Below are 21,430 nucleotides of genomic sequence, written 5' to 3'. Positions count from 1 at the left end.
TCTGCCGCCCCGTACAGGAGTCAGTTATGGAACGACCGGATGACGTCATTATTGAGCAGTTTCTTGATTCCCTGTGGCTGGAGCGCAACCTGGCGGAAAACACCCTGGCCTCCTATCGCCTCGACATGCAGGCGCTCGCGGCCTGGCTGCAATCCCAGCAACGCGACAGTTTGAACGCGAGCTCGGCGGATTTGCAGGCCTTTCTGGCCGATCGTCTCGATCACGGCTACAAGGCCACCAGCTCCGCCAGGCTGCTCAGCGCCACGCGCCGTTTTTTTCAGTATCTGTACCGGGAAAAACGGCGCGGCGACGATCCCAGCGCCGGCATTTTGGCGCCCAAATTACCGCAGCGTCTGCCCAAAGATCTCAGCGAGGCCCAGGTAGGTGATTTGCTGGCGGCGCCCACTATCGCCGATCCCGTCGAATTGCGCGATAAGGCGATGCTGGAGGTGCTTTACGCCACCGGTTTGCGGGTGTCCGAGCTGGTCGGGTTGACCCTGTCGGACGTCAGCCTGCGGCAGGGCGTGGTGCGGGTGATTGGTAAAGGTGATAAGGAGCGGCTGGTGCCATTTGGGGAAGAGGCGGTATACTGGATTGAGTATTATCTGGAACATGGCCGTCCGGCGCTGACCCATGGTCAAAGCCTGGACATACTGTTTCCCAGCAACCGCAGCCGCAAGATGACCCGCCAGACGTTCTGGCATCGCATTAAACATTATGCCATTCTGGCGGGCATTAACAGCGAGCGGCTCTCCCCCCATGTTTTGCGGCACGCCTTTGCGACCCATTTGCTGAATCACGGGGCGGATTTACGCGTGGTGCAACTGCTGCTGGGACACAGCGATCTTTCGACGACACAGATCTATACCCACGTCGCCACTGAACGATTGAAGCTTATCCACCAGCAGCATCATCCCCGCGCCTGAGCGGTGGCGTTGAAATGAATTCAAGGCGTATGCATGCGCCGACCCCGACCCGGGTGTTTAAATAAGGATTAAAATGTGAACAAAAGCCTGGTACTGCTATCCTTTATAGCGCTGGCCCTTTCCCCGCTCGTCCACGCTGACGACGCGGCATCAAGCATTCTCTGTCGCGCCTCGGCATTCATAGCGCCGACATTCAGCCGTCCCCGGTCGCCGGGCTGAAAACCGTCTTGACCGAAAGCGGTGTATTGTATGTCTCCGACGACGGTCGCCATGTCATTCAAGGCCCGCTGTATGATGTGGGTAGCAACCATCCAGTCAACGTTACCAATCAGCTTCTCAGCAAGCGCCTCAACGCCCTGCAAAAGGAGATGATTATCTTCAAAGCGCCGCAGGAAAAGCACGTGGTAACGGTGTTCACCGACATCACCTGCGGTTATTGCCACAAGCTGCACGAACAAATCAAAGAGTATAACGCGCTGGGGATCACTATCCGCTATCTGGCGTTTCCGCGTCAGGGGCTGAATTCCCAAACGGAGAAGGACATGGCGTCGGTGTGGTGCAGCGCCAACCCGAAAGGTGCCTTTAACCGGACAATGAACGGCGGCAACGTCCCGGCCGCCACTGCGACATCGATATCAGCAAATACTATACGCTCGGCGTGCAATATGGCATCCAGGGTACGCCGGCGTTATTGCTGGACAACGGGACCCTCATCCCGAGCTATCAAAGCCCGAAAGAGCTGGCTGCTATCCTGGATCAACAAGGATCGGATCAGGCAATGGGCGGTTAACACGGCAGTGAATATGACAACGGAATTGCGTCGGCGTCCGCTGGGCGATAGCGCTGTACTGGCCGAGGCGGATATCCCGCCGCTGCTGAAACGATTGTATGTGCAACGTGGCGTCTGTGCCGTCGGTGAGCTGGAGCGGGGCGCGCGCGGGTTGCTGGCTTATCATCCCCTGACCGGCATCGAGCAGGCGGTGAGTCTGCTGGTGCGCGCTCTGGCGGATCAGCGCAGAATAATGGTGGTCGGCGACTTCGATGCCGACGGCGCGACCAGCACCGCGCTTACGGTGCTGGCGCTGCGACAAATGGGCGCACAGACGATAGATTTCCTGGTGCCGAATCGCTTTGAGGACGGCTACGGTCTTAGCCCCGAGGTGGTGGAGCAGGCGGCGGCGCGCGGCGCGCAGCTTATCCTGACCGTGGATAATGGCATCTCTTCCCATGCCGGCGTCACTCTTGCGCATGACAAAGGCATCCCGGTGCTCATCACCGATCATCACCTTCCTGGCGAGACTTTGCCGGCCGCCGACGCCATCGTTAATCCCAATTTACGCGACTGCACCTTCGCCTCGAAATCCCTGGCGGGCGTCGGGGTGGCGTTTTATCTGATGCTGGCGCTGCGCGCGCGGCTCAACGACAGAGGCTGGTTTACACAGCGGGGCATAGCGGCCCCCAAACTGGCAGAACTGCTGGACCTCGTGGCGCTGGGCACCGTGGCGGACGTGGTGCCGCTGGACGCCAACAACCGTATCCTGGTGCATCAAGGGCTAAGCCGCATTCGCGCCGGCCGTTGCCGTCCCGGCATCCGCGCGCTGGCGGAGGTGGCCAATCGCGACATTACCCGGTTGTGCGCCAGCGATCTGGGTTTCTCATTGGGACCGCGCCTCAACGCCGCCGGGCGATTGGACGATATGTCGGTCGGGGTCGCGCTGTTGCTGAGCGAGGATCTGCCGCAGGCGCGCATGCTGGCGGCGGAGCTCGATGCCCTCAATCAAACCCGGCGTGAAATCGAACAGGGAATGGAAGCGGAAGCGCTGGCGCTGTGCCAGTCAATGGCGCGCGACGAGCAGACGATGCCCTTTGGGATGGCTATCTACCATGAGCAATGGCATCAGGGGGTGGTGGGCATTCTGGCATCGCGTATCAAAGAGCGTTTCCACCGGCCGGTTATTGCCTTTGCGCCCGCGGGTGAGGGCGTACTGAAAGGATCGGGACGGTCGGTGGCCGGTTTGCACATGCGCGATCTGCTTGAGCGGCTGGACACCTTGCATCCCGGTATGATACTGAAATTTGGCGGCCATGCCATGGCGGCCGGCCTGACGCTGGAGCAGGCGCAGTTCGAGCGTTTTCGCCAGCGTTTCGCCGCATTGGTGGATGAGTGGCTCGATCCCGCGATGCTCGAAGGGGTGATCTGGTCGGATGGCGAGCTGGCCGGCCAGGAGTTGTCGCTGACCACCGCCGAGCTGCTGCGTGACGGCGGTCCCTGGGGGCAGGGGTTTCCGGATCCGCTGTTTGACGGGCGGTTTCGCGTGCTTAATCAGCGTTTGGTGGGAGAGAAACACCTGAAACTGCTGCTCGAACCCGTGGCGGGAGGCCCCATGCTGGATGGTATCGCTTTCAATATCGACCCGCGGCTGTGGCCTGACAATAGCGTGCATACCGTCGAATTGGCCTACAGGCTGGAGGTTAACGAGTTTCGCGGTAACCGCTCCCTGCAGCTTTTGATACAGCATATCTGGCCGCTGTAGACCACCGCCGCCGTCGCCAATCCGATGGCGACGGCTACTACCTTCCGCGGCGCGGATCCGTTAGAATAGCGGGTTAACACGCATTCCTTCTCGTCAATGAGCACATTAATCCATGTTTGAAATTAATCCGGTAAAAAACCGTATTCAGGACCTGTCGGAAAGGACATCCGTTCTGAGGGGGTATCTTTGACTACGATCTCAAGAAAGAACGTCTTGAAGAAGTAAACGCCGAGCTGGAACAGCCCGACGTCTGGAATGAGCCTGAACGCGCGCAGGCGCTGGGAAAAGAGCTCTCGTCGCTGGAAGCGATTGTTGAAACCATCGACCAGCTTACCCAGGGTTTGGAGGACGTTGCCGGCCTGTTAGAGCTGGCGGTGGAAGAGGACGACGAAGAGACCTTTCTCGAAACCCAGGCTGAACTGGACGGTCTTGAGGCCAAACTGGGCCAGCTGGAATTCCGCCGTATGTTCTCCGGCGAATACGACAGCGCCGACTGCTACGTCGATATCCAGGCCGGGTCGGGCGGCACCGAAGCGCAGGACTGGGCCAGCATGCTGCTCAGAATGTATTTGCGCTGGGCGGAATCGCGCGGTTTTAAAACCGAAATTATCGAAGAGTCCGAAGGGGAAGTAGCCGGCATCAAATCGGTGACCATCAAGATTATCGGCGACTATGCCTATGGTTGGCTGCGGACCGAAACCGGCGTGCATCGCCTGGTGCGCAAGAGTCAGTTTGACTCCGGCGGCCGGCGCCACACCTCGTTCAGCTCCGCCTTTGTTTACCCGGAAGTGGACGACGATATCGATATCGACATCAACCCGGCGGATCTGCGCATCGATGTTTATCGCGCCTCCGGCGCCGGCGGCCAGCACGTTAACCGGACTGAATCCGCGGTGCGTATTACCCATTTGCCGACCAATATCGTCACCCAGTGTCAGAACGACCGTTCGCAGCATAAAAACAAAGATCAGGCAATGAAACAGCTGAAAGCCAAGCTGTATGAATTCGAGCTGCAGAAAAAGAATGCGGAAAAGCAGGCGCTGGAAGATACCAAGTCCGATATTGGCTGGGGCAGCCAGATCCGCTCATACGTGCTGGACGATTCCCGCATCAAGGATCTTCGTACCGGCGTGGAAACGCGCAACACTCAGTCGGTGCTGGATGGCGATCTGGATAAATTTATTGAAGCCAGTCTTAAAGCAGGGCTATGAGGAACCCATATGTCTGAATCACACTCACAGGACGGTGCCCCTCAGGCGCTGGATATGAATAACGAGCTGCGTTCGCGGCGGGAGAAACTCGGCCAGTTGCGTCAGCAGGGTATTGCTTTTCCAAACGATTTCCGCCGGGATGACGTATCCGACCAGCTCCATGCCCGCTACGGCGAGAAGAGTAATGAAGAACTGGAAGCGTTGAACATTGAGGTCAGCATTGCCGGGCGCATGATGACCCGCCGTATTATGGGTAAAGCCTCATTCGCTACCCTGCAGGACGTGGGCGGGAAAATTCAGCTCTACGTCGTCCGCGACGATTTGCCGGAAGGACAATACAACGAGCAGTTCAAAAAATGGGACCTCGGCGACATTCTGGGCGCGCGCGGCAAATTATTTAAAACCCGCACCGGCGAGCTGTCGGTAAACTGTAGCGAAATTCGCCTGCTGACCAAAGCGATGCGTCCGCTGCCGGATAAGTTCCACGGCCTGTCCGATCAGGAAACCCGCTATCGCCAGCGCTATCTTGATTTGATCGCCAACGATGAATCACGCCAAACCTTCAAAGTGCGTTCGCGCATTATGGCGGAAATTCGCCGTTTTATGATGGATAACGATTTCATGGAAGTGGAAACGCCGATGATGCAAACCATCCCAGGCGGCGCCGCGGCGCGTCCGTTCATCACCCATTATAACGCGCTGGATATCGATATGTATCTGCGTATCGCGCCGGAGCTGTATTTGAAACGGCTGGTGGTGGGCGGCTTTGAGCGGGTCTTTGAAATCAACCGCAATTTCCGCAATGAAGGCTTATCGCCGCGCCATAATCCCGAGTTCACCATGATGGAACTCTATATGGCCTATGCGGACTACCGCGACCTGATTGTGCTGGTGGAAACGTTGTTCCGCACCCTGACGCAGCGGGTACTCGGCAGCAGCGTGGTGTACTATGGCGATCAAACCTTCGATTTCGGCAAGCCGTTTACCCAGATGACCATGAAAGAGGCCATCTGCCATTATCGCCCGGAGACCCGGCCGGAGGCGCTGGACGATATTGCTTCCGCCACCGCCATCGCCGAGTCACTGGGCATTAAGGTTGACAAAAGCTGGGGCCTGGGGCGGGTGCAGACCGAGATTTTTGAAGAGACGTCGGAAAGCCATCTCATTCAGCCGACTTTCATCACCGCCTACCCGGCGGAAGTCTCGCCGCTGGCGCGCCGCAATGATGACAATCCGTTCTTTACCGATCGTTTTGAATTCTTCATCGGCGGGCGCGAAATCGGAAACGGTTTCTCCGAGCTTAACGATGCCGAAGATCAGGCGGCGCGCTTTGCCGAGCAGGCCCAGGCCAAAGACGCCGGCGACGATGAAGCGATGTTTTATGACGAGGACTATGTCACCGCGCTGGAGCACGGCCTGCCGCCGACCGCCGGGTTGGGTATCGGTATCGATCGCCTGATGATGCTGTTAACTAATAGCCATACCATACGCGACGTGATCCTGTTCCCGGCGTTGCGCCCGCAAAAATAGCCTTTCAGGGGCGGATAACAAGCGTGTCCGCCCCGTCTGTCATCAATGCACCATGGCGGCACATCCCGCCGCATGATGGCGCTCTTTGTGGGTACGCCATTAAGTGTGTTAATGAGCTTCCCGCCGCTGCCGTAATGCTTCTTTTTGCCCGCTAATTCTGCGCTATTGCTGGCGCGTCACGGCTTCGCCCCCGGGCATGCTTCTGTGTCATCGTTTGCACATTATTGGTGCGAATAACTGCCCGGGTTGCACTTATTTGGTTCAATAAGTGCTGGCGGCAGGTCATTGCCCCGCGATATCCCCCGTCGCGCGCGCTTACCGAATGGGGTCGCATTGGCCTGCATCTTGCTAGTAATTCTAATAATTTCCCCTTTATTTATTTTAGAGGTCACCAGGTAATGAATGTGGACGCCAGCACTCCGGTAGCAACCCCGTCAACCTCACAGCCGGACAGCCACACACTGGAAGAGATCTGGTCACGCGTCGAGGCCAGCCGCGCGCCATTTTGCGCTTTAAGCGACAGCATTTGGGCCACGCCCGAGCTCAATTACGACGAAGTGCACTCTTCGGCACAAATCGCGGCGATGCTGCAACAGCAAGGGTTTCGCATCGAGCGCGGCATCGCTGGTATCCCGACCGCCATGGTCGGTGAAGCCGGACAAGGAGGACCGGTCATTGCCATCCTCGGCGAGTATGACACCCTGCCGGGTCTCAGCCAGGAGGCGGACGTCGCGGAACCCCGGCCGGTGCAGGCGGGCGGTAACGGTCACGGTTGTGGTCATAATCTGCTGGGCAGCGCGGCGTTACAGGCCGCCAGCGCGGTGAAATATTTTCTCGCCGTCCATCAGCTGCCGGGACGGGTGCGATTCTATGGCTGTCCGGCGGAAGAGGGCGGCTACGCCAAAGGTTTTATGGTACGCGCGGGGGTGTTCGATGATGTGGACATCGCCATCAGCTGGCACCCCAACGCTTTTAGCGGCGTGATAGAGGCCAACTCCCTGGCCTGTAATGAAATTAACTACCACTTTAGCGGCCGGGCCGCTCATGCGTCCGCCAGCCCGCACCTGGGCCGCAGCGCGCTGGATGCGGTCGAACTGATGAACGTCGGCGTCAATTACCTGCGCGAGCATATGCCCAGTTCGGCGCGGATCCATTATGCAGTAACCGATACCGGCGGCCATTCTCCTAATGTTGTGCAGGCGCGGGCAACGGTACGCTATCTGATCCGCGCGCGCGAATTGCCGGCGTTGCAGCAGTTGGTTAAGCGGGTCGACAACATCGCCGCCGGCGCGGCGTTGATGATCGAGACCACCTTCAGCAGTCAGGTGCTGATCGGTGATGCCAATCTTATCGGCAACGGTCCGCTGGAAGCGCGCATGCAGGCGCATCTGGAATTGCTGGGACCGCCGCCTTTCGATGACGCGGACCGCGCTTATGCCGCGCGTTTCCAGAAAACCCTCTCTCAGGACGATATGAAAAGCGCTTATGATCGCTATGGCCTGGCGGTGGATTATCAACGTCCGCTGTGCGATTTCGTGTTGCCGCTGCGGCGTCCCTATAGCGACATGGTCGACTCGACCGATGTGGGTAGCGTGAGCTGGGTAGTGCCGACCGTGCAGGTTTATGGCGCCACCTACGCCATCGGCACGCCGGGGCATTCATGGCAATTGGTTGCGCAGGGCAAAGCCGCCGTGGCCCATAAAGGGATGATCCATGCCGCCAAGATTACGGCCAGTACCGCCGTCGATCTGCTACAGCACCCGGAATTCATTGCGCAGGCAAAGGCAGAACATCGCGCCAGGCTTGCCGGCGTTGAGTTCATCAACCCAATTCCCGAGGGCGTAACACCGCCGTTCCCCGACAATGAGTGATGCGCGCCACCCGCTGCAGGCTTAACGGATAACAACATGCAAACGATTAACTTTTGGCAATTGGTCAGCTTCGGCGAACACGGCTGGGGCGCCATGCTGCTGTCGGGCATGGCGGTGACCATTGCGCTTTCACTGTTCGGCTTTGTGCTCAGCGCGGTCATCGGAGCGCTGGTCGCCTGGGCCAAAATCGCCGGCAATGCGCCGCTACGCATCGCCGGCGACATCTATACCACGGTACTGCGCGGCATTCCCGACCTGCTGGTGATTTACCTTTTTTACTTTGGCGGCAGTAGCCTGTTGAGTGCCCTCGGCGGGCTGTTCCACGCGGAGGGTTTTATCGCCTTTCCCGGCTTTTTGGCCGGCATGCTGGCGGTCGTGATCACCGCCGGCGCCCAGCAGACCGAGATCTTCCGCGGCGCCTACCGGGCCATCTCTCCCGGCGAGTTGGAGGCGGCGGTGGCCTGCGGCATGGTGCGCGCGACCCGGCTGCGCCGCATTATCGCGCCGCTTACGTTGCGATTTGCGCTGCCGGCCATGGGTAACGTATGGCAGCTGGTGTTAAAGGAATCGGCGCTTATCTCGGTTACCGGCGTCGCGGAATTGCTGACCCAGGCTCAGACCGGCTCTGGCTCGACTGGCCGACCGTTTGATTTTTATATCGCCGCCGCGCTGTTGTATCTGCTTATCTCTGCGTTGTCGGGCTGGTCGCTGCGTAAGGCGGAACATCACTACTCACGGTGTGCGACATGCTGATGAACATTGAATTTTTACGTGGCACACTCATGCAGCTGTTGCCGGGCGTGCCGTTAACGCTGGAACTGGCGATTGGCTCGGTGGCGCTAGGTTTTTTCCTCGCTCTGCTATTGGCGTTGATGCGCCTGAGCGGCGTGTGGATCCTCGATAACATTGCCCGCCTTTACGTCTTTGCCTTTCGCGGCTCGCCGCTGCTGGTGCAGATGTTTCTCATTTATTACGGCATGGGGCAATTCCCCGCCGTACGGCAAAGCGTGCTGTGGCCTATTCTGCGCGAGCCTTACTGGTGCGCACTGTTTTCGCTGACGCTGTGCACCGCCGCTTACGCCAGCGAAATCATCCGCGGTGGCCTGTTATCGGTGCCGGGAGGCCATATTGAAGCCGCCTATGCCTGCGGCATGACCCGGCAAAAGGTGTTCCGCCGTATTATTTTGCCGGTGGCGATGCGCCAGGCGTTGCCCGCCTACGGTAACGAAATGATTTCCATGGTTAAATCCACCTCGCTGGCGTCAATTATTACCCTGATGGAGATAACCGGCATTGCTGCCGGCATCATTGCTGAAACCTACCGCGCGCTCGAAGTATTTTTGGTGGCGGGGGCGCTGTATTTGGCGATCAATCTCATTCTGACCCGCCTGCTGCAATGGCTGGAATATCGGCTGACGCCGCACTTGCGGCCGCAACAGAGCCTGTCTTACGTGAAAAATACGCGCCCTGCCTCCTGAGGGTGGCAAGACATGATTTCATATCGCCCCGGCGATATTTTCGTTGGCAATTTTGACCAGAGGTAGGTTTAGAATGAAATTATCCACAATGGTTTGCGCGCTGTGCCTGACGGCGACGCTGTTCACCAGCGTCAGCGCCCAGGCGGCGGAAGAAAAAAATGGACGACGGTGCGCATTGGTACCGAAGGGGCATTCCGACCGTTCAATTTCACCAAACCGGACGGGACGCTGGATGGTTTTGAAATCGATTTGTACAAGGTCCTGTGCAAATCGATGCAGGTGAAATGTGAGATTGTCGTCCAGCCGTTTACCGGCATGATCCCGGCGCTGCAGGCGGGTAAGTTCGACGCGATTATGTCCGGGATGTCAGCGACCGATAAGCGTCGTCAGGTGATTGATTTTTCATTGCCATACAGCAATTCGGGCCAGACCTTCGCCACCATGAAAGACAGTCCGCTGGCTAAATTACCGGATACCGGCCTGCGTTTTTCGCTGACCAAGTATGAAGCCTGCGCGGTGAAGGAGCTGGAGAAGATCAAACCCGCTTTACAGGATAAGGTCATCGGTGTTCAGACCGCCTCGATTGCCGCCACTTTTCTGAATAAATATCTGCAGGGCGTGGTGAAGGTGCGGGAATATAAAACCACCGAGGAGCACGATCTGGACCTGGCCGCGGGCCGCGTGGATCTGGTTATCGCCTCGGTAACCTATTTGAATGGCGCGCGGGAAAAACCCGGCAACGCCAATATGGTCCTGGCAGGGACGCAATTCATTGGCGGCCTGCTGGGCAGAGGTTCGGCTATCGGCCTGCGTAAATCCGATCCCGAACTGAAGAAAATGTTTGACGATGCCATCGTGAAGGCCAAGCAGGACGGTACCCTGAAGACGCTGGGTATGAAGTGGTTCGGCCAGGATATTACACCGCAATAAGCGCGCGGTAGCGTGGGGCGCAAGCGACTCTGATTGTTCAAAATAACGACGGTCAGGGGCGCGCGCCCTTGTCAGTTGGCGCCATATGGTTATAATGCTTCGCGCCTACCGAGGCGGGTGTAGTTCAATGGTAGAACGGCAGCTTCCCAAGCTGCATACGAGGGTTCGGTTCCCTTCACCCGCTCCACGCGAATCACTTTTAACGCCCCTTGGTTTTTCAATCAGCACTCACCACAAATAACGTTGTTGTGTTATTTGCAGGTTGACTGTGGGCTGGCAACATTCACACCCTTATGTGCAGACTATGCAGAACGTGCAGCATGCGCAGATTTTTTTGGCGGGTATAGGGTGATGCGTAGAGAATGTCATCGACGTTGGCGAACCATTACCCCATGGCCCTCTCAAACCTGGAAATCAGCATGCCAGGGCCTAAGAGATACTTCAAGCAAAGCAGCGGCAACCTTCGCCAGTGAGATATACCGCGGCGCCAGGGGATAGAAACCGATCCAGGCGCTATTTAGCGCTTAACCGGCGCCTTCACGCATGGCATGCAGTGGCAACTAAGAGTGTGTAACTAACGCGAGCGGCCTTAGTGCGCTTTATGGCCTTGCCGGTACAGTGCCCACTCATCCACTTGTTCACCGTTTGGCAGCGTACAATAGCCGGTCTCCCCTGCGGCGGATGGCACGATCTTGGATTTACCGCCTAATTGCTCGTGATCTTGCCCCGCCATCTCCGTACAGCTTTTGTATCTTAAGTTAACGAAGCCCGCTGCCGCCGGTATTCTCTCGGAGAGTGATATCCCAGCGCGCTGTGCGGATGGTTTTCATTGTAATGCGTGAACGCTGCTGCAAGGTTTCGCAGGGCTGTTCTCGCATCCGGTTTTGGCATGAACTCGATATAGTCTTCCTTCATCGTCTTCACGAACCGTTCGGCCATGCCATTGCTCTGCGGGCTGCTCACCGCTGTTGTGCAGGGCTCCAGATCCAGTTCTCTGGCGAACCTCTGCGTTTCATGCGCGGTATACGCTGAACCGTTGTCCGTCAACCACTGCACCGCTGTATCGGGTAACCTGTCGCCGAAGCGCTTTTCTACCGACATCAGCATCACATCCTGCACGGTCGAACTGTCGTAGCCTACAGTGCTCGCAGCCCAGTCTATGGCCTCTCTGTCGCAGCAGTCCAGTGCGAACGTGACCCGCAGTTTTTCACCGTTGTCGCAGCCGAACTCGAAGCCATCTGAACACCAGCGCATATCGCTTTCTGCCACCGCGATCCTGCCCTTATGCTCACGCCTCGGCCGCTCTGGTTTTCAATGTAATAACAGCAGGTTATGCTCACACATGATCCTGTAAAGTCGTTTCGCATTTACCGGCGGCAGTCCCTCTGCGCGACGTTGTTTACGCAGGATGCCCCACACCCGCCGATAGCCGTAGCTGGGCATATCGCTGATGATGTCGAGGATGTCCGACAGTATTTCAGCGTCTGCTTCGTCATTACGCCGGTTACAGCGCCTGTCCTGCCAGTCGGCAGAACGCTTAATCCGCAGTGACAGCGGCGCACGCGACCCGCTCATGGCGCGGCTGACCTGTGCTATTCCCCGGCCTTTGGCAACAAGGGCGCGTGCGCTATCCATTTTCGTGACTGGCCGTACTCCACGGCTTCTTTTAGGATCTCAACCTCCATCGTCTTCTTACCCAGAAGGCGCTGGAGCTCCCGGACCTGCTTCAATGCAGCTGCAAGCTCAGAGGCAGGAACAACGTCCTCCCCGGCGGTGAGGCTGCCTTCCTGATATTGCTTTTTCCACTTAAACAGCAGGCTTGGCTGGATACCGTGCAGTCGTGCGAGATGGGAGACATTCATGCGGGGCTCCATCCTCTGCTGAATAATGGCCATTTTTTCCTGAGGAGTTTTACGTTTACGGACTTCTTGACCTAACAGGATCCCGGTCATATCAAAATTGGCGTTAGTGTTAGACATATATTCAAGCCTATCTCTTATCTGGAGATACAGCTTAAGGCAGATAATAATCGTCTCCGATATTGGATGAGGCGTATTACTCCAGCCCCCAGGGAAACCAAGAGGACGTAAGCAAATACATTATCAACTCGAGCGCCAGCACTACAATCAGCAATACGCCTAATTTATGTTGGCATATCCATTTTTGCATAATGTACTCGGTTTTTTCCCGTCTGTAGGGGACGTTTATCAATGGGTTGACATACCAGTTGGTCGGAGAGACGCTACGGTTATCAGGTCACGGTGGTCGAGCGCTACCTGGGATCTGACGTTCAGGGGAAATCGGCCTGGACATTATCTGACGTTCCGCTTTTACACCGTCGGTCACCGTTGTTGATAGTGTAAGACATTTACCGCGGTGGGCGTGACATCTTTGTTGCTTTCTCCTCTGTGACCGGAGTTCTTTAGAGCCAAGGGCTTCATTGAACTAAGCGAAAGATGCGAGCGGCAGACGCACATAAGGAAACTCATGTCTCATTAAGAGACAAAAAACCCGGATATGAAACGTTTGTGTGACAAATCAAAACGTTTTCGTTGGTCTTACAGGCTTAACATCCGAGGTGAGGCGCGCATTGCAGAGGAGGATCACAGCATATGCAAATAGATGTGATTTTCATTCTCATTTGGTATTGAATCGGAAAGCTCTTAGATGGTATAAATAGTTATCCCCATTGCAGAGCTAAAACCGCCGTCTGGCGAGTTCCGGATATAAGCGCCTGGTGGGGACAACTTAATCGAGGCCGCCCTGGCGCGGCCTTATTTTTTACACAGGCGCCACAGCCCATAGCGTCAAATGGACGGAAATTCACCTTTCTTTTCCATACGACCGTTATTTATCGGCTTAAAGCAGAATAAAAATGAGCACCAGTGGAAAGCTCAGCGGCCATGTTAAACCGATAAGCGCGGCACACAGTAGTCGTATACCAAGCGAGGGGTCGCGGCTGAAAAAGAACGTTAAAGACGCGGTGACAGCAATGCCAGTGAGGTAGCTTGCCACTAGCAGTTGCCATGTTGTCAGCGAGAGCGGGTCCATGTTCGCCTTCCTTTCTAGCCGAATCCTTTTTCTGCTCGGGCACATGTCTTTTTAGACCCCGGTGGCGACATAGCGCTGAGTCACCGCCTTGGGTTGATTCAGACATTGAAGTGGTGACGGCGCGACAGAGGCTTGATGACCTGGTCACTGAAAATAAATATCACCGGCACTGCCACGAAGTTCGGTTGGCAAACCTTTCCCCAACCGCGAGCTCAGTTGGAAAATGAATACCAGGACTTGTATTACTGATGCTCTTTTTATCGCGTTCGGTGAACACGCATGTCTCTGTCTTGTCCTCTGGGTACTTAAATAGTGATCTGCCCTCTATGCATACCGCAACCAGTGCGATTAATGTTGATGTGATAAGGTTGCATGGCAATGTCGCCAGACAGACCGAGCGAAGACGATCACGTTGATAGCAAGTTTATCTCTTTCCGGGCGGCCAACTGCGGAGTTGATCAAACTTCAGAATAATTTCCTATTCTTCTTTGAGGAATAAGTAATAAAATTGCTAACTTGTTATGCATTATAAGCCAATATTATTTTTCATAACGAAATTTCTGTCAAGAGGATATCATTTAAGGACTTTCTCGTCCTATGTTATTAATGTTAAACTTCTCGCCGCCGGTATCAGCGATGGCACAAAAGCACGTATAGCTAATACTGCTGGCATGGCCATAAGACCGTGTTAGTGATGCTTAGGTTGTTTTCTGGATGAGTGAGAAAGTGGATAATTAAATAAAATCATAATTTTTAAGGTGTTAATAATTTATTCTGCCGCATTAATTACACGATTAAAAAAATATTCTTTTCAGTATAATAAATCTATATCACCATTTTTAAATTTAGCGATATAATAATACCTCCCAGTAGGTCGGTGATAAATAAAAAAACACTGTACGCTTTCAGAGGGAAATCTGTACAATTTAATTTTTGGGGAGCGATTGCGTGCGCGGGTACGCCTGTCCCCTTCAAGAAAGCACCATGAAAGATGATAACGCTCGGATTATTCATGACAACACGTTTGAAGGGGAAATATCGTCCTCAAAGATTGAACGTTGGCGCTCAGGTGTCAATGCTTCTCTGTTGCAATCGCACTTCACCCGGTCACAGGTTGATATCCTCGATTGGCGTGTTGAAGCACATCATTTTGATATTTTTATCTGCGGGCATATTCGTGCCACGGGACAGACATTTGTAAATTTCCCATCACGGGGGGGTGATTTAAATGATCATTTTTTGTTGGTCATTATGCTTGAAGGGGGGATAGAGGGTAGTTTGAGACGACAAGCTTTATCGCTTGAAGCTGAAGATATTTTGTTGATAGACGTTTTGCAGCCACTCAACTTGAAATTGAAAGCGGGTCGCTGGTAGACGCTGGCTCATGCAATGTATGTGGTAATACCACGCCAGCAGTTGGTGGCGATAGAAGATACCGCGTCGTTACACGGCAAGGTTATTTGTCGCGGGGAATTACTCAACAGACTGATCGCCAGTCATGTTCATCAATTGATGGCCTACAGTAACGACATTACCGCAACCGAAGCAAGCCGCATTGCCCGTCCGGTTATCGATTTTTTGATAAGCGCCATCAAGACTTCGGTAAGTTTCGGCCAGCCGCTGATTGCGGATACCCGACTGTTGGTAATTAGCCGGATCTGCCAGTACATTCATCAGCACCTGCAATTACCCGGTTTAACTGCCGAGTTGATAGGCCAGCACTATGGCTTGTCCCGCTCGTCGTTATATCGGTTATTTGAACCTTACGGCGGCGTCGCCGCGCATATCCGCAAAAAACGCCTCACGGCAGCGACGCGTATGTTGTTACACCCGCGATACAGCCGTTGGCGGATCGCCGAAATAGCCTATTATTGGCAATTAGAGCCGGCTACTTTCATCAATCGGCTGTTTATCGTGACCTATGGCACTACACCCACCCAGGCACGCAAACAGCGCCAGGATATATGGGCGCTGGACGCGATGGAGAAATCACAGGTGGCGTGGTTACGCTCGCTGTAATGCGGTCGGACCGATCGTCACGGGGCGGACGGCGAGCCGCAACTGCAGGAAATTAAACTGCTACAGGTGCAGTTGCCCACATTCTGCGGGCTGCCATGCGGCACAGGTTCAGCAGTCCGCGTCGTGGTGGGCGATGAATCGGCGCAGCCGGTTATTGACGACCCAACGAGCGCAATAAACACAATTATCCCGATGTTTTTCATGGTTGTCTCCAGGGAGTTAGGCAGAGTATAGCCTTTTTTCTCTACTTATCGCGAAATTCCCCTGCCGCTGCACGAACGCTTCCGTTAAGTGAGTCCATACCAACGTCGCCAGGCAATAATCAGCAACCACGCGGCGATTCCCCAGCACACCACCGCGCTGGACAGTGCCAGGGGCAAACGCATGACACCGACAAAGGTGTAAAGGGAAGTCAGATAGACCAGATAGGGGATGACGGCCCAAATACCAAAAAGAATTGTCATGCGCAGCGCTTCGCTGCCGCGTTCGGTGCCCACGATATAATGGGCGAGAAGGGCAAAAGTGGGAAAAAGCGGCAGCAGACCGGCTATATAATAGTTACGGTTTTTCGCGAGCGGCGCAATAAGCACCACCACGAGCGCGCCCAGCAGGGCTTTGAACAGTAGCGTCATGACAGCAAGGAAAGTCGGGAAACCGTGGCGAGAGTCTACCACGGTGCCGCAAGGATAGGTAAGCGGGCATAACGACCGCAAAGGCAGGCGGTGCCTGTCAGGCACTGCCGTGCGGGACGCGGCCGTTATTGGCGATAAGCGTGGGTTATCTGTTTTACGGTACTGGTAAATACCGCTTGCTGTTCGGGGTCATCAAGCTGGCTGATGTATTTCTCCATTTTGAGGATGACCTTGCCGGCATCGGCTTGCCCAATGGCTTTCAACAACAGCGACATCATCGCCTTCATGCAGTTGAGCTCCTGCGCAATTATTGCGGTTTCGCTATCGGTAGTGAATTCAACGTTGCCCATTATTTTCCCCGTTATCAGTGGTCATGATGACTGGCGTCGCGTCAGCCGAACCGCTACGCGTCGGCATTAGACGCCAAGTAGAGCGATTATAACAGGTTTTATTTTATAAATTTAACTGACGTAGATCATTTATCATGGATGCAATGCATCAGGTTAAAAAAACACCACTGCTACGACGCTTGCCGCCACTCAGGGACGAGACTGATTAAGCGGAGCGGCAATCTATTATAATAAACTTTAAAGTTTGAATGTACGATAAAGGTAATATTGCATAAATAATTATTCTTTAAAAATATGTATATGAAATGATTGATGTTAATATTTCCTATCAGGTGTCTCAACTACAATCCTATGATTTTAAAGTATATTGAGCGGTGATGTGTTCATTTTTTATACAATCCAGACCTCGCCTTGGATGCGCAGACGAGGTGACTTAACAGGGCAAATCGGCAATTCCCGACGGTTGCGCGAATTTTGGTGAAATCTCCTTGCGGTGCAATAACCTATCTATCTAAAATGAGCCTTCGCAGGCGACACTGCTGAATTTTTCCAGTATAAGCGAATAATCATTTTTCTTTATTTACTTAAAAGCTGTAATATTAAGTCTTAAATATTTGATTCGCTTTACATCACTCCCTCTTTTTGGAGAATTTCTCTTTGATAAGCGTTTTTCTTGTTGATGACCACGAATTGGTGCGCGCAGGGATACGACGCATTCTTGAAGATATCAAAGGCTTCGAAGTCGTTGGCGAGGCACACTGTGGCGAAGATGCGGTAAAGTGGTGCCGCAACAATTGCGTCAACGTTGTGTTAATGGATATGAATATGCCGGGTATTGGCGGGTTGGAGGCGACGCGCAAAATCGTGCGCTTTTCGCCGGATATCAAAGTCATCATGCTGACCATTTACACAGAAAATCCATTACCTGCTAAGGTGATGCAGGCCGGGGCCGCGGGTTACCTCATCAAAGCCGCCGCGCCGCGCGAGGTCATCTGCGCCATACGCGCGGTCAACGCCGGTAAACGCTATATCGCGTCGGACATCGCCCAACAGATGGCCCTCAGCCAGCTCGAGCCCCAGGCGGAAACCCCCTTTGAATGCTTGTCCGAACGGGAATTACAAATTATGCTGATGATTACCCGCGGGCAGAAGGTCACCGATATTTCGGAGCAGCTCAATCTGAGCCCCAAAACCGTCAATAGCTATCGCTATCGGATATTTAGTAAACTAAACATCAGTGGTGATGTAGAATTAACCCATCTGGCCGTTCGCCACGGGTTGTTCAACACGGAGATTTTATTAAGTAGTGACTGACAGTTTTAACGCCAAACAATTTCTAAGCACCGTAACTAGCCAGCCTGGCGTCTATAGCATGTTTGATGCGTCCGGTACGGTGATCTATGTCGGCAAGGCTAAAGATCTGAAAAAGCGCCTGGCGAGCTACTTTCGTGCCCAGGTTGCCAGCCGCAAGACTGAAGCGCTGGTGAAAAGCATTCATCATATTGATGTTACCATCACCCATACGCAAACCGAGGCGCTGCTGCTTGAGCATAACTATATCAAGCTGTACCAGCCACGCTATAACGTATTGTTGCGCGACGATAAGTTCTATCCCTTTATTTTCCTCAGCGGCGACGCGCATCCCCGCATCACGTCCCATCGCGGAGCCAAGCATGCGAAAAGGGATTACTTCGGTCCGTTTTCCAACGGTTACGCGGTAAAGGAAACATTGGCCCTGTTGCAGAAACTGTTTCCGATTCGCCAATGCGAGGATAGCGTGTATCGCAACCGTTCGCGTCCGTGCCTACAATATCAGATCGGCCGCTGTCTGGGACCCTGCGTAGCAGGTCTGGTCAGCGATGAGGAATACCAGCAGCAGGTGGACTATGTGCGCTTGTTTTTGTCGGGCAAAGATCAGCAGGTGCTTAATCAGCTGGTAGAGCGGATGGAACTGGCCAGCCGTGCGCTGAATTTTGAGGATGCGGCGCGCGCGCGCGATCAGATACAGGCGGTGCGACGCGTGACGGAAAAACAGTTCGTTTCCGGCGACCGGGAAGATTTGGACGTTATTGGCGTCGCGTTTGACGCTGGAATGGCCTGCGTCCATGTGCTGTTTATCCGCCAGGGTAAAGTGTTAGGCAGTCGCAGCTATTTCCCGAAAGTGCCGGCTGGGACTGAACTGGCGAAAGTAGTGCAGGCTTTTGTCGGTCAATTCTACCTCCAGGGCAGTCAGATGCGGTCGCTGCCGGGCGAGATTCTGCTGGATTTTACGCTGCCTGAAAAAACGCTGCTGGCGGCGTCGCTCAGTGAGCAGGCGGGCAGGAAGATACAGATCCAGACGCAGCCGCGTGGCGATCGCGCCCGCTATTTGAAGCTGGCCCGCACCAATGCCGCTACAGCGCTGGTGACAAAATTGTCGCAGCAATCGACCGTGCATCAGCGTTTGGTCGCCCTGGCGGAACTGTTGGGCATCCAGGCGGTCAACCGAATGGAATGTTTTGACATCAGCCATACCATGGGGGAGCAGACTATCGCTTCCTGTGTGGTATTTGACGGCAACGGGCCGGTGCGCGCCGAGTATCGCCGCTACAATATTGATGGCATTACCCCCGGCGATGATTATGCCGCCATGGATCAGGTCCTGCGCCGTCGCTATGGTAAAGCGTTGGAAGAAAAGAAAATCCCCGACGTGGTGATTATCGATGGTGGTAAAGGGCAATTGGGTATGGCAAAAGCGGTGTTTGAGCAGTTGGATGTCCCCTGGGACACATCGCGCGTGGTGTTGCTGGGTGTGGCAAAAGGGGTAGACCGCAAGGCGGGTCTGGAAACGCTGTTTTTGCAGCCTCACGGCGAGGGGATGGCGCTGCCGCCGGATTCACCCGCGCTGCACGTGATTCAGCATATCCGCGATGATTCACACCACCATGCTACTACCGGCCATCGCAATAAACGTGCTAAGGTAAAGAATACCAGCGCGCTGGAATTAATCGAGGGTGTCGGGCCACGACGCAGACAGTCGCTGCTAAAATACATGGGCGGTCTGCAGCCGTTACGTAATGCCAGCGTGGAAGAAATTGCCCAAGTGCCGGGTATTTCGGGCGCCTTGGCAGAAAAAATATTTAATGCGTTGAAACACTAGCGCCAATGTAGCAACATACTTATCATTTCCACTTCGGCCAGATAGTTACCAAAGTACTATGCAACTTAATATACCGACTTGGCTTACCCTGTTCCGTGCCGTCATGATACCGTTCTTTGTCCTGGCCTTTTATCTGCCTTTCAAGTGGGCACCGCTGTGCTGCGCGCTCATTTTTGTGCTGGCGGCGGTGACGGATTGGTTTGATGGCTTTCTGGCCCGTCGCTGGAAACAAACTACCCGCTTTGGTGCGTTTCTCGATCCTGTGGCGGATAAAGTGATGGTCGCCACGGCGCTGGTGCTGGTGGCAGAACATTTTCATGCATGGTGGATTACGTTACCCGCAGCGACGATGATCGCCCGCGAGATTATTATCTCCGCATTGCGCGAGTGGATGGCGGAGATAGGCAAGCGTAGTAGCGTAGCGGTTTCCTGGATTGGTAAAGTTAAAACCACTGCGCAAATGCTCGCATTGGTGGCTCTGTTGTGGCGGCCGGACGGCATTGTCTCGGGTATTGGTATTGCTGCGCTGTATGTCGCGGCGGTGCTGACGTTTTGGTCAATGTTCCAATATTTGTATGCAGCCCGGCACGATTTGTTCGAGCATTGAGAGAAGCGCTGTAAAAACCAGCAAACGCATCGGCGATGGCTAATTTTGTATTGACTCATACTTTGAGGTCAGTAGAATGCATCGAAAGCAACCGCGGTTGTCTGGCGCTAGCGTTAAAACCAGGTTGTTGTTAGTCATGCGGGAATAGCTCAGTGGTAGAGCGCAACCTTGCCAAGGTTGGTGTCGCGAGTTCGAGCCTCGTTTCCCGCTCCAAATTTCGGTCAGCAGGGTAATTTATCCCCCAGAAGACCCATAAAGGACCCGCACGGGTCCTTTTTTCGTTATCGCCGACTGTAAACACATTCAGGCCACACAGTTTAGCCCTGGCTCAACGCTATGCAGCATGCAACGGGTATGGCCAGCGGCTGATACGGTATGCGGGCGTATGCGCGCGCGACCGCGGGTGCCGTTCATGGTTGTGCAGGTGCGTACTATTTTGGCCGTTGTACCGGCGCCGACCGCGCGGGTGCCGTCCATGGTTGTGCAGGTGCATACTATTTTGGCCGCTGTACCCGCGCGCGACCGCGGGTGCCGTCAATGGTTGTGCAGGCGCGTGCTATTTTGGCCGGTGTATGCACGCGCGACCGCGGGTGCCGTCCATGGTTGTGCAGGTGCGTACTATTTTGGCCGGTGTGTGCACGCGCGACCGCGGGTGCCGTCCATGGCTGTTCAGGTGCGTACTATTTTGGCCGCTGTATCCGCGCGCGACCGCGGGTGAGCCTGTGGCGGAGGACTTACCCGCTCAAGGTCGCTCCTCGCCAATGACAGTGGGTAGCCTGCCAGCAGAGCATGGCCCCGTAATTGGATGACGTTGGGGTGGCGGTAGGGGGTAATGCAAGGTTTGCCGGCGCAGAGAAAGTCGAAATTTTTAATGCGACGCTGGGTTGGCTGTGATGTAACCATCTAAACGTCCCGCGCCAAAAAAGGCTTGCCATCGTTGCTCAGGCAAGCCATAATTGCGCCCATTCCGAAACATGGAATAAACGAATTGTCTTTATGATCAGTTAGTTGCAATGTAGTGATTCGGCAATTTGTCGATAAACCGGCTGCTATGCGAAGACAAGCGATGAGATAAGGCGCGTTGGCAGAGTGGCCATGCAGCGGATTGCAAATCCGTCCACCTCGGTTCGACTCCGGGACGCGCCTCCAGTT

The 21,430-nt window shown here is 54.7% G+C and carries 17 protein-coding genes, 3 tRNA genes and 2 pseudogenes; 17 read left to right on the top strand and 5 right to left on the bottom strand.

Annotation, left to right across the window (positions count from 1 at the left end):
- The first annotated feature begins 26 nt into the window (after nt 1-26).
- The 10 genes and pseudogenes from xerD to JZM24_RS00870 all read left to right on the top strand — a co-directional run bounded on the left by xerD (nt 27) and on the right by JZM24_RS00870 (nt 10,667).
- Complete coding sequence (xerD, locus tag JZM24_RS00915; protein WP_215668265.1) at nt 27-926, top strand: site-specific tyrosine recombinase XerD; 900 nt, start codon at nt 27-29, stop codon at nt 924-926.
- A gap of 149 nt (nt 927-1,075) precedes the next feature.
- A pseudogene (dsbC, locus tag JZM24_RS19335) lies at nt 1,076-1,492 on the top strand (bifunctional protein-disulfide isomerase/oxidoreductase DsbC); the annotation flags it as partial.
- Nucleotides 1,493-1,729: 237 nt separating this feature from the next.
- On the top strand, nt 1,730-3,460 hold the full coding sequence (recJ, locus tag JZM24_RS00905) for a single-stranded-DNA-specific exonuclease RecJ (protein ID WP_220098798.1): 1,731 nt from the start codon (nt 1,730-1,732) through the stop codon (nt 3,458-3,460).
- A 112-nt stretch (nt 3,461-3,572) separates the two neighbouring features.
- Nucleotides 3,573-4,671 (top strand): peptide chain release factor 2 gene (gene prfB, locus JZM24_RS00900; protein WP_215668263.1). Its coding sequence is split into 2 segments (ribosomal slippage): nt 3,573-3,647 and nt 3,649-4,671, totalling 1,098 coding nucleotides; the frame shifts between segments, so codons are not numbered across the junction.
- A gap of 9 nt (nt 4,672-4,680) precedes the next feature.
- Nucleotides 4,681-6,201, top strand: a complete 1,521-nt coding sequence (lysS, locus tag JZM24_RS00895) for a lysine--tRNA ligase (RefSeq protein ID WP_215668262.1) — start codon at nt 4,681-4,683, stop codon at nt 6,199-6,201.
- A 404-nt stretch (nt 6,202-6,605) separates the two neighbouring features.
- Nucleotides 6,606-8,072, top strand: coding sequence for a M20 family metallopeptidase (locus tag JZM24_RS00890; RefSeq protein WP_312884860.1), 1,467 nt, complete (start codon nt 6,606-6,608; stop codon nt 8,070-8,072).
- 36 nt (nt 8,073-8,108) lie between these two features.
- Nucleotides 8,109-8,825, top strand: a complete 717-nt coding sequence (locus JZM24_RS00885) for an ABC transporter permease (protein ID WP_215668260.1) — start codon at nt 8,109-8,111, stop codon at nt 8,823-8,825.
- A complete protein-coding gene (locus JZM24_RS00880; protein ID WP_215669952.1) occupies nt 8,825-9,550 on the top strand; it encodes an ABC transporter permease in 726 nt (241 codons plus the stop codon). The genes JZM24_RS00885 and JZM24_RS00880 overlap by 1 nt, the downstream gene beginning before the upstream one ends.
- Nucleotides 9,551-9,718: 168 nt before the next feature.
- A complete protein-coding gene (locus JZM24_RS00875; protein ID WP_312884859.1) occupies nt 9,719-10,480 on the top strand; it encodes a transporter substrate-binding domain-containing protein in 762 nt (253 codons plus the stop codon).
- 113 nt (nt 10,481-10,593) lie between these two features.
- Nucleotides 10,594-10,667, top strand: a tRNA-Gly gene (locus JZM24_RS00870).
- 402 nt (nt 10,668-11,069) lie between these two features.
- On the opposite strand, the gene JZM24_RS00865 is transcribed toward JZM24_RS00870, so the two are convergent.
- From JZM24_RS00865 to JZM24_RS00855, 3 genes and pseudogenes are all read right to left on the bottom strand, one after another.
- The gene (locus JZM24_RS00865) at nt 11,070-11,213 is read right to left on the bottom strand and encodes a putative hemolysin (protein ID WP_215668259.1); all 144 of its coding nucleotides are present in this window, start codon (nt 11,211-11,213) and stop codon (nt 11,070-11,072) included.
- Between the two features lie 20 nt (nt 11,214-11,233).
- Nucleotides 11,234-12,432 (bottom strand): annotated as a pseudogene (locus JZM24_RS00860) (IS3 family transposase).
- A 907-nt stretch (nt 12,433-13,339) separates the two neighbouring features.
- Complete coding sequence (locus tag JZM24_RS00855) at nt 13,340-13,531, bottom strand: GhoT/OrtT family toxin (protein WP_215668258.1); 192 nt, start codon at nt 13,529-13,531, stop codon at nt 13,340-13,342.
- A 984-nt stretch (nt 13,532-14,515) separates the two neighbouring features.
- Here JZM24_RS00855 and JZM24_RS00850 point away from each other — a divergent pair.
- Together JZM24_RS00850 and JZM24_RS00845 are read left to right on the top strand one after the other, a co-directional pair.
- Complete coding sequence (locus JZM24_RS00850) at nt 14,516-14,905, top strand: hypothetical protein (protein WP_215668257.1); 390 nt, start codon at nt 14,516-14,518, stop codon at nt 14,903-14,905.
- Nucleotides 14,906-14,926: 21 nt separating this feature from the next.
- Entirely contained in the window at nt 14,927-15,550 is a 624-nt protein-coding gene (locus tag JZM24_RS00845; RefSeq protein WP_215668256.1) for a helix-turn-helix domain-containing protein, read from the top strand.
- 287 nt (nt 15,551-15,837) lie between these two features.
- Here the strand turns inward: JZM24_RS00845 and JZM24_RS00840 are convergent, their stop codons facing one another.
- Nucleotides 15,838-16,182, bottom strand: a complete 345-nt coding sequence (locus tag JZM24_RS00840) for a GlpM family protein (protein WP_215669951.1) — start codon at nt 16,180-16,182, stop codon at nt 15,838-15,840.
- Between the two features lie 125 nt (nt 16,183-16,307).
- Nucleotides 16,308-16,532 carry a DUF2594 family protein gene (locus tag JZM24_RS00835; RefSeq protein WP_215668255.1) on the bottom strand — a complete coding sequence of 75 codons (225 nt, stop codon included), beginning with the start codon at nt 16,530-16,532 and terminating at the stop codon, nt 16,308-16,310.
- 657 nt (nt 16,533-17,189) lie between these two features.
- Between JZM24_RS00835 and uvrY the strand changes: the two genes are divergently transcribed.
- The 5 genes from uvrY (at nt 17,190) to JZM24_RS00810 (ending at nt 21,427) form a co-directional block, all read left to right on the top strand.
- Nucleotides 17,190-17,846 carry a UvrY/SirA/GacA family response regulator transcription factor gene (gene uvrY / locus JZM24_RS00830; protein ID WP_215668254.1) on the top strand — a complete coding sequence of 219 codons (657 nt, stop codon included), beginning with the start codon at nt 17,190-17,192 and terminating at the stop codon, nt 17,844-17,846.
- Nucleotides 17,839-19,671: an excinuclease ABC subunit UvrC gene (gene uvrC / locus JZM24_RS00825; protein ID WP_215668253.1), complete on the top strand. Its 1,833-nt coding sequence runs from the start codon at nt 17,839-17,841 to the stop codon at nt 19,669-19,671. Before uvrY ends, uvrC begins: the two co-directional genes overlap by 8 nt.
- 58 nt (nt 19,672-19,729) lie before the next feature.
- Nucleotides 19,730-20,278 carry a CDP-diacylglycerol--glycerol-3-phosphate 3-phosphatidyltransferase gene (gene pgsA / locus JZM24_RS00820; RefSeq protein WP_215668252.1) on the top strand — a complete coding sequence of 183 codons (549 nt, stop codon included), beginning with the start codon at nt 19,730-19,732 and terminating at the stop codon, nt 20,276-20,278.
- 138 nt (nt 20,279-20,416) lie between these two features.
- Nucleotides 20,417-20,491, top strand: a tRNA-Gly gene (locus JZM24_RS00815).
- 862 nt (nt 20,492-21,353) lie between these two features.
- Nucleotides 21,354-21,427, top strand: a tRNA-Cys gene (locus JZM24_RS00810).
- Nucleotides 21,428-21,430: the final 3 nt, after the last annotated feature.

The sequence above is a fragment of the Candidatus Sodalis endolongispinus genome (assembly GCF_018777395.1).
Classification (GTDB): Bacteria; Pseudomonadota; Gammaproteobacteria; order Enterobacterales; family Enterobacteriaceae; genus Sodalis_B; species Sodalis_B endolongispinus.
Note: the sequence above shows the minus strand (reverse complement) of the source record. Positions and strands in the feature narration are given on the sequence as shown.

Excerpts from the sequence above, each read along its gene's own strand:
- lysS (WP_215668262.1), top strand. The coding sequence starts at position 4,681 with ATGTCTGAATCACACTCACAGGACGGTGCCCCTCAGGCGCTGGATATG.
- recJ (WP_220098798.1), top strand. The coding sequence starts at position 1,730 with ATGACAACGGAATTGCGTCGGCGTCCGCTGGGCGATAGCGCTGTACTG.
- JZM24_RS00880 (WP_215669952.1), top strand. The coding sequence starts at position 8,825 with ATGAACATTGAATTTTTACGTGGCACACTCATGCAGCTGTTGCCGGGC.
- JZM24_RS00840 (WP_215669951.1), bottom strand. The coding sequence starts at position 16,182 with ATGACGCTACTGTTCAAAGCCCTGCTGGGCGCGCTCGTGGTGGTGCTT.
- pgsA (WP_215668252.1), top strand. The coding sequence starts at position 19,730 with ATGCAACTTAATATACCGACTTGGCTTACCCTGTTCCGTGCCGTCATG.
- JZM24_RS00885 (WP_215668260.1), top strand. The coding sequence starts at position 8,109 with ATGCAAACGATTAACTTTTGGCAATTGGTCAGCTTCGGCGAACACGGC.
- xerD (WP_215668265.1), top strand. The coding sequence starts at position 27 with ATGGAACGACCGGATGACGTCATTATTGAGCAGTTTCTTGATTCCCTG.
- JZM24_RS00835 (WP_215668255.1), bottom strand. The coding sequence starts at position 16,532 with ATGGGCAACGTTGAATTCACTACCGATAGCGAAACCGCAATAATTGCG.
- JZM24_RS00855 (WP_215668258.1), bottom strand. The coding sequence starts at position 13,531 with ATGGACCCGCTCTCGCTGACAACATGGCAACTGCTAGTGGCAAGCTAC.
- JZM24_RS00865 (WP_215668259.1), bottom strand. The coding sequence starts at position 11,213 with ATGGCGGGGCAAGATCACGAGCAATTAGGCGGTAAATCCAAGATCGTG.
- JZM24_RS00850 (WP_215668257.1), top strand. The coding sequence starts at position 14,516 with ATGAAAGATGATAACGCTCGGATTATTCATGACAACACGTTTGAAGGG.